At 39.8% G+C, this 15,845-nt stretch carries 15 protein-coding genes; all 15 read right to left on the bottom strand.

All coding sequences use genetic code 11. The features are described 5' to 3' along the window. Positions 1-30: 30 nt before the first annotated feature. A complete protein-coding gene (locus A379_RS08345) occupies positions 31-882 on the bottom strand; it encodes a type II secretion system protein (protein ID WP_040727448.1) in 852 nt (283 codons plus the stop codon). Positions 883-892: 10 nt separating this feature from the next. After that, on the bottom strand, positions 893-1,687 hold the full coding sequence (locus A379_RS08340) for a type II secretion system protein (protein ID WP_198525664.1): 795 nt from the start codon (positions 1,685-1,687) through the stop codon (positions 893-895). A gap of 332 nt (positions 1,688-2,019) precedes the next feature. Further along, positions 2,020-2,718, bottom strand: a complete 699-nt coding sequence (locus tag A379_RS08335; protein WP_040727446.1) for a response regulator transcription factor — start codon at positions 2,716-2,718, stop codon at positions 2,020-2,022. 46 nt (positions 2,719-2,764) lie between these two features. Then, entirely contained in the window at positions 2,765-4,690 is a 1,926-nt protein-coding gene (locus tag A379_RS08330; protein WP_040727444.1) for a sensor histidine kinase, read from the bottom strand. Between the two features lie 96 nt (positions 4,691-4,786). Further along, entirely contained in the window at positions 4,787-5,647 is an 861-nt protein-coding gene (gspN, locus tag A379_RS08325; protein WP_040727441.1) for a type II secretion system protein N, read from the bottom strand. Between the two features lie 10 nt (positions 5,648-5,657). Continuing rightward, positions 5,658-6,152, bottom strand: a complete 495-nt coding sequence (gene gspM / locus A379_RS08320) for a type II secretion system protein GspM (protein ID WP_040727440.1) — start codon at positions 6,150-6,152, stop codon at positions 5,658-5,660. Then, a complete protein-coding gene (gene gspL, locus A379_RS08315; RefSeq protein ID WP_040727438.1) occupies positions 6,136-7,383 on the bottom strand; it encodes a type II secretion system protein GspL in 1,248 nt (415 codons plus the stop codon). The genes gspM and gspL overlap by 17 nt, the downstream gene beginning before the upstream one ends. After that, entirely contained in the window at positions 7,373-8,368 is a 996-nt protein-coding gene (gene gspK / locus A379_RS08310; protein ID WP_040727437.1) for a type II secretion system minor pseudopilin GspK, read from the bottom strand. The genes gspL and gspK overlap by 11 nt, the downstream gene beginning before the upstream one ends. After that, complete coding sequence (gene gspJ, locus A379_RS08305; RefSeq protein WP_040727431.1) at positions 8,368-8,973, bottom strand: type II secretion system minor pseudopilin GspJ; 606 nt, start codon at positions 8,971-8,973, stop codon at positions 8,368-8,370. The genes gspK and gspJ overlap by 1 nt, the downstream gene beginning before the upstream one ends. Next, positions 8,966-9,355 carry a type II secretion system minor pseudopilin GspI gene (gene gspI / locus A379_RS12760; RefSeq protein WP_051145107.1) on the bottom strand — a complete coding sequence of 130 codons (390 nt, stop codon included), beginning with the start codon at positions 9,353-9,355 and terminating at the stop codon, positions 8,966-8,968. The genes gspJ and gspI overlap by 8 nt, the downstream gene beginning before the upstream one ends. 26 nt (positions 9,356-9,381) lie before the next feature. Further along, positions 9,382-9,903: a prepilin-type N-terminal cleavage/methylation domain-containing protein gene (locus tag A379_RS08295; RefSeq protein WP_040727429.1), complete on the bottom strand. Its 522-nt coding sequence runs from the start codon at positions 9,901-9,903 to the stop codon at positions 9,382-9,384. Between the two features lie 27 nt (positions 9,904-9,930). Beyond that, positions 9,931-10,377: a type II secretion system major pseudopilin GspG gene (gene gspG, locus A379_RS08290; RefSeq protein ID WP_051145106.1), complete on the bottom strand. Its 447-nt coding sequence runs from the start codon at positions 10,375-10,377 to the stop codon at positions 9,931-9,933. Positions 10,378-10,473: 96 nt separating this feature from the next. Further along, entirely contained in the window at positions 10,474-11,697 is a 1,224-nt protein-coding gene (gene gspF / locus A379_RS08285) for a type II secretion system inner membrane protein GspF (RefSeq protein WP_040727428.1), read from the bottom strand. Between the two features lie 53 nt (positions 11,698-11,750). Continuing rightward, the gene (gene gspE, locus A379_RS08280; RefSeq protein ID WP_040727426.1) at positions 11,751-13,202 is read right to left on the bottom strand and encodes a type II secretion system ATPase GspE; all 1,452 of its coding nucleotides are present in this window, start codon (positions 13,200-13,202) and stop codon (positions 11,751-11,753) included. Positions 13,203-13,221: 19 nt separating this feature from the next. Continuing rightward, the gene (gene gspD / locus A379_RS08275) at positions 13,222-15,387 is read right to left on the bottom strand and encodes a type II secretion system secretin GspD (RefSeq protein WP_051145105.1); all 2,166 of its coding nucleotides are present in this window, start codon (positions 15,385-15,387) and stop codon (positions 13,222-13,224) included. Between the last annotated feature and the right edge of the window lie 458 nt (positions 15,388-15,845).

Raw genomic sequence — 15,845 nt, 5'->3', positions numbered from 1 at the left:
ATTGATCTGCTGACAAATCTGCTTATTAACCTACTGATCCATCTGCCAGTGCGCGGTTAATAACACTACTCGGTTTTCATCTTGATTATCGCCTTCGCCATCTGCTGTTGCCGTGGCTTCCTCGCCCACCTTGTAGGTGCTGTTTGCACGCCATTCAACACCAGGTTGCTGACTTGTATTCGCGCCTCCTGTGTTTAAAGCGGCATCTTGCTGGCGAAATCGACCTTCAATTGCGTCAGGCTTTCCATCAATCATACTATCCAGAGTACGTGCTAAATCTGGCGTAAGCCCTCTTAACACAAGCACATTACCCGCGCCGCTATTCGTTCCATTTGGATTCCATTGAAAACAAACCTGCAACTCAACAGGGTTACCATTAGCATCTAAATATAAGTAACGATCTTCTTGTCCCTCTGCACGACCAGGCGGCATTTTCAAACCTGCACGGTCAAATAACGCATGCAAATCTTGTGTGGCCAACCCTGCATCTCCAGTAGAGACTGTATTAGCCGCATAACCTTGTCCATGGCAAATTTTTAAACCCGTATTAGTAAAGTTCTCAGCAACACCCGCTACAGCACCAGTTACATTGCCAGAAGCACCTCCATTTGCACCCCCACCAATATTGGCTTCAAAACCGTTTACCATGTAAGTTGGTGCAACTTGGCTATCTCCAACAACCACGCCAATACGGTTATAGTACTGATCGTAGGATGTCTTCCATGCAGCTAAAAATTTTTGATAAATTTTCTGGTTCTCAGCATCTCGCTGTAAATCTTTACCAATAGAAACAGCGCCCAAAATCACACCTATAATGGCCAAAACGATAGCCATTTCAACAAGCGTAAACCCTTTTAATTTAGCTTTTTTTTGCATAGACATGATGGTTCTCCTATTGATTCATTTTATAGATAGCAACCAAGGTGATAACCTGGTCTTCATCTTGGTTGTCAGCCGTATTGGTTGCATCACCGTTATCACTAACCTGCTCATCTTGAGAGTTATTACCATCCCACTCAACACCTGCCGTACCAGCCGTACCATTGGCAACACCTTGCTGTCTAAACAAACCCTCTCTTGCATCTGGCTTACCATCAATCATTTGGTCTAAAGTCCTTGCCAAGTCAGGGGTTAACCCAGTAATAACCATGACATTACCAGCACCTTCTGCGCGCCCTGGACGGTTCCACTGAAAACACACTTGAATTTCTTGTGGGTTTCCATTGGTATCTAAATAGACATAACGATCTTCCAAACCTTCAGCACGACCTGGCGGCATTCTGACACCTAAGCGATCAAATAATGCATGTAAATCAGCATCTGCATTGGCTCTATCCATTTTAGGCCCAAGACTTCCCTGACAAATTGCATTAGGTTCCGTGACAGCCGTCATATTTCCACCAGACACAGGTTCGCCAGCGCCCGCAGCATAATCTTCACCATTTACCATAAATCTTGGCTCGGATTGGTTATCTCCCACCACTACACCCGCTCGCTTGTAATAAGCGTTGTAGGACTGCACCCATTGATCCACAAATTTTTGTTTGATTTTGCTGTATTCGGCATCTCTTTGCAGGTCTTTACCAATAGACACTGCACCTAAAATTAAACCGATAATAACTAATACAATCGACATCTCAACTAAGGTAAAACCACGTTGCGATTTATTATTTGCTTGATGCTTCACGATGCTCTCCCAATCGTTAACTAAACTCATTCATATGTGAATAAACTTTAAATCACGGTCTTTGTTGTTTGATAACTGAAGTAGAATCGCTAAGAATGGTTTTAACCACCAGGCCTGGTAGATTAAAAACCCAATACAAAACACCACACAAAACCGTTTATTGGCTCCAAGTATGGCCCCTATTGAAAAACAGTACTAACGACGAGTTACGACAAATTACGACACAAACCGACATTCAGAAGTGAATAAACAACCCATGACTAGCGATTGTTTAAATTATGATTTAATCAAATAAAGAATTTATGAATAGAGATAGATGATTTGAAATGTAATCAAATAATTTTAATTGGCTCTATAAAAGAATAACCAATCGAATGAATCGTTTTAATGGGCTTGGTTCTGTCTCCAGATAGAGGTTCAATTTTTTGGCGTAAACGTCTAATCAGAACTTCTAGGCTTCTTAAATCGTAAGAATCCTCTTTTTTATTCAAGGCAATAATCAGCTCTTTTTTACTCACCGCTTGCCCAGGCATAATCGCTAAACGGTTTACCACCATCTCTTCTAGCTTGGTGAGCTTCACTGGCTCTGAAAAGTGTTTATTTTTTAAGCTCCAATCAAGAGTGTTCAAAGTCCACTCCGCCTGCTCAATACTAGGTAGTAGAGTTTGTTTTTTGTGCTGAAGGTTAAGAATAATCGCCACCAGTTCTTCCAAGGCGATTGGCTTAATCAGATATGAATCAATTCCTAACTTAAAGCCCTGAACACGATCAATGACCTCACCTCTTGCAGAAGCGATAATGACCGATACATCATCAGAAAAAGGGTTGCTCCTCAACCACTCCATGCCATCATCACCGTCTAGGTTTAAATCCAAAACGACCACATCGGGTGAGTTTTTAGTTAACCACTTTTGGGCATCCTGGAGGTTACCCACCCCCACGGCAAAAGCGTCTTCTAGATTTAAAAAGGAGACAATGGCATCACGTAAATCGATCTCATCTTCAATGACTAATACAGTTACACCTTCCATGATTTAATGATTTATCTCCTTAGTAAAAGATTAAATTATAAACTTCTTAGGCACGCTTAAAGCGTAAAACAAAGCGGCTGCCTTTTTTGTATTCACGATCGATATAGGCAGCGCCGCCATGCAGCTCCATCACGTTCTTTACGAGTGATAGCCCTATACCAGTCCCTTGAATGTGACTTTCTCCTTTACCTCGCACAAAGCGCTCAAAGATTTTTTGCGCATCTTCTTCTGAGACACCCGCCCCATGATCTTCAACATAGATAAAGATATTGTTCTCTGTTACCACAATCTTAATATTAATCAGCGAACCTACTGGGGAGTATTTAACCGCATTATCAATCAAGTTATAAAAGGCCAGTTTGAGTAAAACAGAATCTGCATGAATCATAACAGACTGTTTTTCAAAATAAAATTGGTGCGTACTGTAGGTTTGTTTAATCATCTCCTCTAGAGTTCCCATCCAATCAGACAATTCAAAGGTTTGAATTTCAAATGAGAACAAATCATTTTCTAATTTATCCGAAAGCAACCAATCATCAAATAACATCTCCATACGCTGGGTTGTCATGCTCATTGTATTTAAACGGTTGCTACAATTATTAATGCCTTTTTCCGACTCTTTTCTTAATAAAGCAATCTGACTTTTAATAATACCCAATGGATTTCTTAATTCATGGGTAATAAAAGAGATAAAGCTGGCGTACTGTTTAACCAAACCATTCTGTTTTTTCAGCATTTTCTCTAACTGTGACGTTCGCTCTGAAACCTGTCTTTCTAAACGAAGATTGGTTTGAGCTTGCATCTCAACCAAGCATTGATTGGAAATCTCTTTTTCATCTTGTATTTGAAAAACTTTAAGCGCCAGGATATAAGCAAAAAAAGCAAACTCAATAATAGAACCAGGAAAAGGAGCATTACGTGTTAAGACGTTGTAAGGCAACCACCCCAAAGCGAGCATAGACAAAACTATCATGCCAGAGAAGTAGGCAAACAACCCCACCACATATAAGTTAATTAATCGCTCCTTTCGTGCTAAAGATTTAAGCGATAAAATAATGAGAAGAACCATCGTTATGGTGACCGCCACATTATGCAATACAAACCCTGTTTGCACATCAAATGGGATAAAGGCGATGGCGACGACATACAGAGCAATCAATACATTCAAAAAAATATGGCAACGTAAGTTGTGTGTACGCGTATCCAAGATAGATTGTGAAAATTTGATTAAGAAAATAAATGCAATCGGCATAAATATATACAGTGCATTATTAACCCACTCATTGAAAAACATCGGAATTAAGCCGTTATACAAGGCCACCCAAATGGAGTAACTTAGACTATAGAGGCTGTAATAAATAAAACTCGCCTCTTTAATGTACACATGTAAAACCAGGTAAAAAATGGACAACATAATAAGTGCCACAATCAATGAAGAAAAAATCATTGATTTTTTTAAAACCTGATCATAAAAATCTTTTTCTGATGACACTAATAAAGCACCAAAAACACCTAATTGACCATTGAATTGAACATAAATAACTTTGGCTTCTTGCGGCTTTAAATGTACTTGAAAATGAGGATAGGTATCTAATGCATCTTTATGATTAATATCAATATTCAACCCTCTAGTAAAGGATTGCCACTGATTATTAACTTTTTCATAAAAAACCACTTTATGCAGAAAGGTCTCTGTTATCCAAAGAAAAGGAGAAAGGGTTTTATCAGAGATGTTTTGAAGTTCGATTTTAATCCAGTGAGTATCACCAGAATAACCAAACGAAAAGTGGTTGGGCTGAGATTGCCAATCATTTATCTCGATAACGTCAGCAAGTGAAAGCTCTTTCGATGGGGCGAGATAGCTTTCTATACTAATAAAATGTGGCGCTTCATCGCTTGAAAGAATCACTGCATTTGCATTTGTGGTAAACATCAAAAGTAACGCCAACAACCAAAATCGCATCTCTTTCATTCAGCATTACATCTCTATTTAAAATGCATCAAAATTAAAACCTAAAATCATCTTAAATGAGATACTAGCCTAAATACAAGTATTGTCTTAACTCAACTAAAACAACCGCCCTTGTAGCTTGGTCACATAATTGACCGCTGATTTTTTTTGCAATAAAAACGCCCAATCAGGTAACTCTTTCTCAGAAGTCGCCTTGAGATTCAAATCCAAATGATAAGCATAGCTTTTATTTAGTGAGGCCGTTCCATTTAATTGCCAGCCCGTTTTCTGACCATTTAAACGCGCCTTGATTCGCTCTTCTTGTAAATTGGCTTTAAGGTTTAATGTAGGAAATACATTATTCATCACCGATAACTCGTCAATTTGAAAATCCGATTCTAAAGCACTAAACCACCTAGCTTGAAGCAAATACTCAGCCTCAACATGATTAATACCAACCAGGCCTGCTAAGTTCTGTGTAATAGGTGATTCGGCTACTTTTTTAAACGCTAATTTGGGCATTAAATCCTTAAGATTAATCACACCATTCACGTCAGAAACATGCAGATTTCGTGTTTCCATTGAAGAAAAAATACCCGTAGATACTTCAGCAGACAAAGTTGATTGACCCAATTGCCAATCAATATCGGCAGATAACTTGGTAATCAAAAGTGATGCAAGATTTAAATCCCAAGCGATTTTTCCGATTGAAATAGCGCTTGCAGACTTTGCGTTGTTAGCTACATGCTTCTCAATAGCCAGATCCACTTCACCTTGCCAAATCGTTCCACGTGAAGCGAGAATTTTGAGCTTTTGAGATGGATTAATTTTTTGTTCTATGGCTTGTTTTATAAAAGGTTTTGACAACACCCAGTTAGCAGGCAGTTGTGACAAAATAGACAGCAATAACACCACAACAAACAAGGCAACAAAACCAGCAAACTGTTTTTTATTGCGACTGAACCCAAAAAAATGCATTGATATATTCCTATTGGAGAGTAAATTGCATTTCAGCCTTTACCAGGCCTGTTTCAAGCCATGAGGCTTGTAAGCTATTTGTGGTTACGCCTTGCTGTTCAAGTAGACTTAACCACTTAAATAACCTTGTTGCATCCACCTTTTCAAAACTAACTTTTCCACCCTTTGCCGTACCTTGCAAAGTTTTAATATCTTTAAACAGATTTTGTTCACGCAAGGTTTTTTGCAGCAATGCCATCAATTGGTTTTGGGAGGTTACTGGCACAGAATTTGAAGCCCCGCCAGAAGAGCGCATAGCCTCTACAGCTGGCACTTGCTCATTCAACCATTGCCACTCTTGCAAAGCACTCTCTAGCTGCTGCTGTGCTTGCTGTTTATTTGATTGAATTGGCGCCCAGATAAAGACATATAACGCGGCCAAAACTAGAAAAACAGCTAACGCTTTAACCAGGTTTTGCTCTCGTGCATCTAAATCCAACCAGGCCTGGTTAATTTGCGTCCACATAAATCACTCCCTGTGCGCCATCGGCATTGACATTTTTTAAAGAAAGACTCAACTTCACAGAACGATTATTTTGTGCGTTAGACAGTTCAATAATATTTTCTAATTCCTTGGTATTTGTCGCCGTCACTGTTAATTCCAATGGTTTTTGTTTTTTATCTCTGTGCCATTGAAGCTGTTCTACTTTAACCGTTTTGGCTTGACTAAACCAAGGTTCAACCTGTTGCAAAATAGGCATCAAATAGAGTGCTTCGCCACTTCCTTCTGTTTGCCGCTTGAGATACATCAATGTCTGTGATTTGATATTAACAATTCGTTTAGCTTCTGGAAACATCACTTTAAAAAGCTCGGTATTTTTCTGTTGAGTATAGTCAACTTGATCTTTAAGCTGCTGCGTCTGCATAACTTGGTTAGTTAAATACAACCCCACAACAATAAAAATCAAAACAGCAACCCAACGCCATTCATACCATTTGTTCTCATTACCCGAACGAGTTTTATAGGCATACTGACTTAAGCTTAAAGATAAAACCTTTGGCAAGTTTTGCGAATGACTGCTTAATAAATCAGAAGCCTTCACTGTAACTTCTTTTATATCCGTTACGGCTTGTAAGTCCTTCATGTAGCGCTGATTTAAAGCCTGCTCTTTTATGGCATGATACCAATCGGAGTTACCCGCCAACCCTTGATAAGCACTGGTTCTCACCAAGACAGTACTGCCTTGCTGAAAAAGAGTCCAAACATGAGAGCCTTCAGCTACTTCACCGTTGTTATTTTGCAATCTAAAACAATCGGGAACCAACTGCGCGTACCCTAAACCTGCCGATTCAATTATACGCTTCCAATTTTTCATGTCTTCATGGTTCGCTGCCGCTAAAGAGACTAAACCCGCATTGGTACGGTTATAAGGCACAAAATGATAGCTCTCAACAGGTTCCGACAAACCTTCCTCCAGAGCATAAGGCAAAGCCGCCATCCAATGCGCCTTTCGCTTTCCAGGTACGATGGCTTCGGTCATAACCAACTTTTGTGTTGGCAACCAAACAATGGCAAGCTCACGATTCAATCTTCTACTTGCTGTCAATTTAGAAATAACGTCTTCTGCATTCAGTAATTTGCCTTCAACATTGTGAATTTGCAACTCACCCTGAAGTGAAATACTTGCCACCAAAGAGTTGGCTAAAATACCATCGGTTTGCTGTATTTCAGATTTATTTTGGTTACTACCCAACACTTAACCACCTTTGCACTAATGTGACTTCGTTTTCACTTTTTCGATTAAAAATGGATGAAACCACCTGCTTTACATCACCATAATCAACTTGTGCTTGTAATAAAAAAAATTGACTTTTTACATCGATGACCTGAACAGGGATATCCTTTACAATCTCATCGGGCATAAACCCTGTTTTATCCGTTAAAAAGGCCATAAACATACCTGTATCTTCAGCGGGTTCAGTCTTCCTTTGAACCACCCACTGTTTAGCAATATCTTCTGTTAACCAGTCTGCCATTGCCGTTAATACGGGAATATCCGCCGTATTCACATTAATCGTTGTTACACTCGGCAGTGCCGTCACATATTGCTCAATTTTTTGTAAATTCATTGGCTTAATCTTTTCCATACCCTGTAGGTTTTTCAGCTCACTGACCATAACCATAGGTTGGTTTGCCGCTCGGTAAGCGGGCTCATTCAATAAATATATCTCACTTTCAGCACCGTAATCTTGTGAGTCATCATCAGCATCAACCCAATCTGTTAACACATCCGCAAAACCCTGAAAATTCTCTTCAGGCAATCTTTGCGAAAGATAGCGCTCAACCATTTTTTTCCAAAACGTTTTTAACTTTGCATCTTGTTCTAGCACATTATTTAAATTTAAATGCGCATGCAAATCGAGCAACCGTCCACTCACCATACCATCGGCAAATGCCACTGGAATTAAGGGTTGTGCCCATTGTTCATTCAAATGGTCAGTTGGATTATTTCTTAAATCTGCTTTTAACCCTTTTTTGACCCAGCCTTCAAATCCATAAGCCACCGATATCGAATGCGCTTGGTGAATCATATAGGTGCTTCGCTGTATATGAACTTGTTGATCATAGAGCAATTGACTAGAGACCATACTCACTAAAGCCACCACTAACATTACCGTAAGTAATGCAAAGCCTTTTTGCTTTTCATAAAACAGGCCTACCGTTTTTCTATACAAAACCACTAACTTACCCCCATATATAAACGGGAAAGCGTGCCCAGGGTTTTATGCTCAATAACAATTCTCGTTGCCTTGGGTAGCTCATCCAAAGTTTGGGTTGGCGCAGGCCAAGAGTCTACCCATTTATCTGAAGCGTTTAAAAGCTCAACATCCAGTTTGCTGACATCTTCTAATAACACGACCTTTTTGGGTTTAGTGTCAGGCGCACGATCCATCACAGGCCAAGTTAAACGGTATAGCACCGAATTATCCAACACATAACCAACTCGCTGTAGACCCCCATTCGAATTTGGCGTTGGAAACTGAGCAATTCTGCTCAGTTCAATACCTGTATCCGCTCGATACTGAAACGCTGGCAAATCAGAGCCTAATTCATCCTGAATAGGGCGAGGTGTCAATTGAATAAAGTCTTGCTCCATCCACCAAACCGCTCGCTGTAGGATTTCTGTTTGGCTGGCATGTTCTTCAACATTCGCCTTTACATTCACCATGCTGTCAATGGACTGATAAGCCAAAACGGCTATCACGGCAGAAACCCCTAAAGCCACCAACAACTCTATCAAGGTAAAACCTTGCTGTTGTTTCAACTTGAGCGTTAAATTACTCATTGGCTCCAACTACACTAAATAAATTGGCAGAGAGTTGCTCCGACCCTTCCTCTCTTACCTCAACCGACATTCGATAGATTTCTGGAATGAAGGTCGGTTCACTTGTCGTTTCAATGACCCATTGGCGATTCAACATACTTTGTACCTGTTTTTTCTCTGCTTGCTTGCCAGGAAAAAGTTGCTGTTCTACAATCGAATTTTCCGCCACCCAGGTCGCCAATACTCGTGACTCTAAATGCGTTTGATTTGACACCGTTAAACCTAAACTACGACTGACTGCAGAAAGTGCTATGGCAATAATCGCTAAAGCCACCATCACTTCAATCAGGGTGAAGCCAGAAGCGAACGCTACGCGTTTTCCTGCTTCACTATCAGTATTCATGCAATTCAATACCCCTGAACATATCTTCATCTCTTGGCAAACTCTAAAGATTCATTCCAACTCAGCGCCACTTCATTATCAGAAGGATCCGTCACACCATCGTTGATACTTTTTAGCAAAATTTTACCTGCCAAAACATCGCCACTTGGCCAAAACACCCAACCAGGCCTGGGTAAACTTTGTTGTTCTGCAAAATGTTCGTCCACTTCCCACTCTGCGACAAAACCACTGTGCCATGGCAAGTCACTCATATCCTCAACCGACTGCCACTGATAGTCAACATACTTAAATGGCGTTAAGCCTTCATCATCTGGCACAATTAAATACATTGTTTGGCTAAAGGTAGATTGGTCAGCAATTTGTGTAAAGTAGCTCTCAATTTTGGCTTGTTGGTTTTCAAGTAAATCTTGATTAAACCGCCCTAAAGAGAGCACACCTACTGAAACGACTACACTCATTATGACCACAACAACCATCAATTCAATCAAGGTAAAACCCTGTTGCAAATTATGTTTGCTTAGAAAAGTTGGGCGCGCCTGTTTACGCATACAAATTATCCGCTAATCGAAAGGGGGTTACTGTAAGTTCCACTGACCGATTGTCGCATTTACCCCTTCACCGCCATCAACGCCATCCGCGCCATAGGTAAACAAATCAAATGCTCCATGCTCGCCAGGTGATAAATACAAATAGGGATTACCCCAAGGATCTAAAGGCACATTATCTAATAGGTTTTTCCAATTCTTTGGCACAGGCTCACTGTCAGGTTTTGTAACCAAAGCTTCTAACCCTTGGTCGGTTGTTGGATAAACAAAGTTATCTAACTTATACAGTTTTAAGGCGGATGAAACCGCAGAAATATCCTGTTTCGCTTTTACAATACGAGCTTCATCTGGTCTATCCATTAAATTTGGAACAACCAGGCCTGCTAACACCGCTAAAATCACAACAACAACCATCAACTCAATCAAGGTAAAACCTTTTTGGTGTTTTAATTTCTGTTGATTTATTAATCGCTTCATAACCTTAACCTTTATTAAAATTTAATTTTTTTAAAACTCTTGAGATTTTTTATGAGAGTGTGCGAACCGATGCTAAAAGAAGAATGCATCCCCCCTTTAACTGCCAACCATTTGGTTCATTTCAAAAATTGGCATCATAATCGCCAGCACAACGGTCAATACCACCGCCCCCATAATAATAATGAGAATAGGTTCCAATACGCTCACTAAAGTATTAGCTGCCGTTTCAACTGAAAATTCATAATGTTTTGCACCTTTCAATAACATGGTATCTAACTGACCTTTACCTTCACCCGTTCTGACTAAATTCAGTAATAAGGGAGGAAAAAAGCCAGCTGTTTGCATCGCAGAAGCGACAGATTCACCTTCACGCACATCAGAAACCATCTTTAAAACCAATTTTTTCAATGGCTCTAAAGTCACGACTTCAGCAGAAATTTTAAGCGCATCCTGAATGGCAACCCCACTTGAAAGTAACACCCCAAGCGTTCTTGCCCAACGAGCGGCTGAAGAATAAATTAAAAAACGTTGTATTCCTGGTGTGTTAAGCATAAGTTGATGGACTTTATAACGACCATTTTCTTGACGCATTAACCAAACAAAAAATCCCCACGCGAATAATGCAAAAGCGAATAACCAACCCCATTGGTGCTGAATAAAATCACTAAAACTCAATAAACCTTGCGTTAAAGGGGGCAAGGTTTGCTGCATATTGTCAAATACCTTAACCACCTTAGGCACAACATACATCATCAAAAAGAATACAATAACTACCGCCACGACAACCATCAAAATTGGGTAGATAAGCGCCGTTTTCATTTTTTTATTTAACTGATCACGTTGCTCTACCGACTCTGCTAAACGTGAAAGTACCTTATCCAGATAACCACTCTCTTCACCTGCTTGTACGGTGGCAATCACATCAGTTGGTACTTTAAAAGGCGCTTGATTCATAGCACTCGCTAAACCATGCCCTTCAGCGACTTTAGTATGCAAACTGGTCACAAAACGTGTCATCTGCTTTGATTCCGCTTGCTGAGCCATAGATTTTAAAGCCTCATTTAAGGGCGTACCTGCGTCTAGCAAAGTATAAAGTTCACGTGTAAATAGAGAGAGATCAGCCGTTTTGATTTGAGGAACAAATAACGCCTGTCTAGCTCCCAAAGCGTGTTTTTCATGTTTACTGAGAGGTTCAATTTCAGTGGGAATTAAGCCTTGATCTCGTAAAATTTGACGAACCTGCTTTTCCGAATCGCCTTCCAAAAAGCCTTTTTTCAATTTACCAGATGAACTTAAAGCTTTGTACTCAAAGGCAGGCATAATGAGTATCCAAATTAATTAGTTGAAACATAAGACTCTCTTGCGCAACCATATTAAGACTGAGTCACTCTTTGCACTTCAGCCAGATTTGTTTGCCCTTTTAACACGGCTTGATAGCCATTTTCACGTAGTGATTTTGAATGGCCTCTTAAAACCGCTTCAATCTCATCTTCTGTCATATTTGAGTAAATCATAGAACGTAACTTCTCATCCATTAAGAACAACTCATAAAGCCCCATTCGACCTTTATACCCTGTATAACGGCACTGTTCACAACCATTTGGCTGATAAATGGTCGCTTGTTCAACACCCAGTATTTCGCACTCTACTTTATCTGCTTCGTGCGGGGTTTTACAATCACAGAGCTCTCTTACTAAACGCTGAGCCAATACGCCAACCACACTGGAGGACAATAGGAACGGTTCAACCCCCATATCTCTCAAGCGGGTAACCGCACCTACTGCCGAGTTGGTATGTAAAGTTGATAAAACTAAGTGCCCAGTTAATGAGGCTTGAACAGCAATATTGGCCGTTTCTGCATCACGAATTTCACCTACCATAACCACGTCTGGGTCTTGTCGAAGAATCGCTCGCAACCCTTTGGCAAAAGTCATGTCTGCTTTTGTATTCACTTGAGTCTGGTTAATACCATCAATGTTATATTCAATTGGGTCTTCAACCGTCATAATATTGCGCTGAGCATCATTTAATAAACTTAAGCCAGCATACAAAGTGGTCGTTTTACCCGAACCCGTTGGTCCTGTTACCAAGAAAATACCATGCGATTTAGATAAAGCTTCTTGAATGCCTTTTTCGACTTGTTCTGGTAATTTGAGTTCTTTAAGGTTTAAACGTCCCGCACTCTTATCTAACAAACGTAAAACCACACGTTCGCCATAGTTAGAAGGGATGGTTGAAACCCTTAAATCGACTGCTCGCCCACCTAACTTCAATGAGATACGTCCGTCTTGTGGTAAACGCTTTTCAGCAATATCTAAACGCGCCATCACTTTAATACGTGAAACCAGCATATTGGCTAGAGCAATTTTAGGCGTTAATACCGTTTTTAGAATGCCATCAATTCTGAAACGAATACGCAGTTGGTTTTCAAAGGGTTCAATATGAATATCCGAAGCGCGAGAGCGAATGGCCTCACCCAATATTGCATTCAGTAACTTGATGATTGGTGCTTCATCTTCACTGTCTAATAAATCTTCAGGCTCTCCGACTTCAGCAAATACAGAAGCTAAATCTTCGGTTTCAATCGCCTCAATGGCTTCCATAGACTGCTGTCCATGCGAAGAGTAACTTGACTGAATCTGCATATCAAAGTTAGCTTTATCAATCTTATTAAGTACAACATCACAATTTACGTATTTTCTTTGAAGCTCTAATAAAGCACTTGCTGGCGTCTCTTCGGTATATTCAAGCAATAAGCCTGCTTCAACATTGTTAAGCAGTACTTTATTTTTATTAGCAAAACTAAATGGTAGTGCAACATTCATAATTCAAAATCCTATTGCCTTAAAACCCTAACAGCTCTTGATCACTCATCTCATGAATCAATGATTCTTCTTTTTTGACTGGCTGAGTAACGGCTTTAGATTGCTTTGCATCACCATCAAAAGGCGTCGCTGGTTCACTTTTTTTCCATTGCTCAATCGTTGGCAATCTTGGACGCAACCCTTCTAATAATTGACCCTCAGATTGATGCAGCATCTCATCTTGCTGTTCATAAACATGGTGGTATTTTTTATTACTGTAGTAATCACTCATTTCATTATTACGAATAATGACAGGACGTAAAAACACCATTAAATTCACTTTTTCGCGAGTGTCAGAAGAAGAGCTAAATAAACCGCCTATTCCTGGTAAATCACCCAGGCCTGGTACTTTAGATTTTGAACGTGTTTCTTTTTCATTGATTAAACCACCGAGCACGACCATATTGCCATCACCAACAATCACTCGAGTTTTGATTTGGCGTTTAGAGGTTTGAATATCAACCGCTTGCCCCTTATCAATCACATCAGAAACTTCCTGATCAATCTCCAGGTAAACTTCATTACCTTCGTTAATTTGTGGTTTGACTTTAAGTTTTAATCCCACGTTTTTACGCTCAATGGTAGTAAAGGGATTGGTCACGGTTGTCGTCGTACTGGCATAAGAACCTGTTTGAAATGGTACTTCTCTACCAACCAAAATCTCAGCCTCTTCATTATCCAGTGTCAAAATAGAGGGTGTTGCTAAGATATTGGAATACGAGTTAGTATTTAAAGCACGAAGTAAAGCTCCCCAACCAGTTCCATCTGAGTTAACATCACCGCCACCTATAGTAATACCTCGACCAATAACTTGTGACTGAGCAAGAAGGTTATCCGCATTACCTATCAAAGATGGGATTGCACCCGAAAAATTCACTATGCCAGCAGCACCTGTACCACTCAACCCCCACTCAACGCCTAATTCAGCCGCTTTATCCGCTGCTATTTCAACAAAGATGGCTTCAATTAGTACTTGGGCACGGCGAATATCTAACTGTTTAATAACCGTTTTCAAGCCATTCACTACAGTCGTTGGTGCACTAATAATTAGTGCATTCATCCGCTCATCTGCCTCAATGCTAATTTTCTCTTTCAGCTCATTTTTATTCAAAATAGAAGTATTTAAACCTGTCACCTGTTCAGGAATCCCTGTCGTGGCATCCGCTGGGGCGTCTGGAGGAGTCGTCGTTGTTGTGGTTGACTCTTCAATGGTTTGAATCGCTTGGTTACCAGCAATCTTTTGCAAAACTGGCGCAATATCGGTTGCTTTAGCATAACGTAAATAGATAACTTGAACACCACCACCAGCATCCACTTCAACATCTAACTCTGCAATCAATGCCCGCAACATCATGCGCTTTAATTCATCACCACTTAAAATAATGCGATTAGAACGTGCATCAAAACCAATGGTGGCGTTTACGCCTGCTTGGCTTTTAGGCATAACACTTTTTAAAGTTTTGGCTAATTCAACGGCTGAAGTATGCTGAACTTGAATCACTTCAAATGCGCCTTTTACATCGATATCAACACGTTTCAAAATACTCTTAATACGTTTAATATTAGAAACCGTATCAGACACAATTAACTTATTGCTCTCTGACAACGCCACTAAGTGACCTTCTTTAGCGACTAATGGTCTTAAAACGGCAACCAGTTTACTGGCGTTCACATTATGAATGGTCACTACTTCGGTAACCCATTCTTCATCATATTCTGTCCAGGTGCGATATGGAATTTGGTCGCGTGCTAAGTTTGCAGGCACCACTTTCACCACGCCATCACTCGGTACAGCCACATAACCATATACATTCAACACGGCAAGTAAAGAGTCATAGAGCTCATCTGGCTCCATTCCCTCAGGCGCAATAAATGTCACATTACCTTTTACACGAGGGTCAATAATAAAGTTTTTACCGGTAATCTTGGCGACCGCTTCAATAACCGTTTTAATATCTGCTTGTTTAAAGTTTTGCTTCAAACTCCCTTCCGCTAAGGCATTCTGAAAAGCTCCCATTACCAGCATTGAACTGAACACTGCAATCGTCAAGGCATTTTTTATAACGCCATTTTTAAATAATGGGTTTTTAAATAAACGGCTTTTATCAAAACATCCGTTATTTAAAAAGTGGGTTAAGCTATTCATAATTCCTTCCCTATCCTTCTAATCCAATTGCAGCAAAACGTTTCGAGTTTGGCTATTTCTTACTTTTTCAAAGTCGCTTATTAAAGTCTTTTAATTGTTCACTATCAGCCCAGCAACACTCGCCCAAGGCAGAACTAAAACACCCAATAGGTTACATTTGAATCAATTTTTTGAGCATAATTATGAGTAATAAAAGGTTATTCTTTGACACTTTTTGCATGCCCGAACCAAAAAACAGTATTAGATACACTCAAAGTTTGACTAAGGTTAATTTTAATCTAAATTTGAGATTCAACTGAGTCAGGACATTTACCCTAACAATAACATCCAAAATCATTTGATTGAAAGCAAAACAATCAAATTAACGCTTTTAATAATATAACTAAAATATCTTAAAAGACAGTAATTATAATCTTTACTTATTTTGAATTAACTAAGAAAGCTCGTTCGAAACAAAA

The sequence above is a fragment of the Thiomicrorhabdus sp. Kp2 genome, from assembly GCF_000478585.1.
Lineage (GTDB): Bacteria > Pseudomonadota > Gammaproteobacteria > Thiomicrospirales > Thiomicrospiraceae > Thiomicrorhabdus.
Note: the sequence above shows the minus strand (reverse complement) of the source record. Positions and strands in the feature narration are given on the sequence as shown.

Coding starts and splice junctions, on each gene's coding strand:
- gspE (WP_040727426.1), bottom strand. CDS start 13,202: ATGAATGTTGCACTACCATTTAGTTTTGCTAATAAAAATAAAGTACTG.
- gspI (WP_051145107.1), bottom strand. CDS start 9,355: ATGAATACTGATAGTGAAGCAGGAAAACGCGTAGCGTTCGCTTCTGGC.
- gspD (WP_051145105.1), bottom strand. CDS start 15,387: ATGAATAGCTTAACCCACTTTTTAAATAACGGATGTTTTGATAAAAGC.
- gspM (WP_040727440.1), bottom strand. CDS start 6,152: ATGTGGACGCAAATTAACCAGGCCTGGTTGGATTTAGATGCACGAGAG.
- A379_RS08335 (WP_040727446.1), bottom strand. CDS start 2,718: ATGGAAGGTGTAACTGTATTAGTCATTGAAGATGAGATCGATTTACGT.
- gspJ (WP_040727431.1), bottom strand. CDS start 8,973: ATGAGTAATTTAACGCTCAAGTTGAAACAACAGCAAGGTTTTACCTTG.
- A379_RS08345 (WP_040727448.1), bottom strand. CDS start 882: ATGTCTATGCAAAAAAAAGCTAAATTAAAAGGGTTTACGCTTGTTGAA.
- gspN (WP_040727441.1), bottom strand. CDS start 5,647: ATGCATTTTTTTGGGTTCAGTCGCAATAAAAAACAGTTTGCTGGTTTT.
- gspG (WP_051145106.1), bottom strand. CDS start 10,377: ATGAAGCGATTAATAAATCAACAGAAATTAAAACACCAAAAAGGTTTT.
- A379_RS08330 (WP_040727444.1), bottom strand. CDS start 4,690: ATGAAAGAGATGCGATTTTGGTTGTTGGCGTTACTTTTGATGTTTACC.
- A379_RS08295 (WP_040727429.1), bottom strand. CDS start 9,903: ATGCGTAAACAGGCGCGCCCAACTTTTCTAAGCAAACATAATTTGCAA.
- gspF (WP_040727428.1), bottom strand. CDS start 11,697: ATGCCTGCCTTTGAGTACAAAGCTTTAAGTTCATCTGGTAAATTGAAA.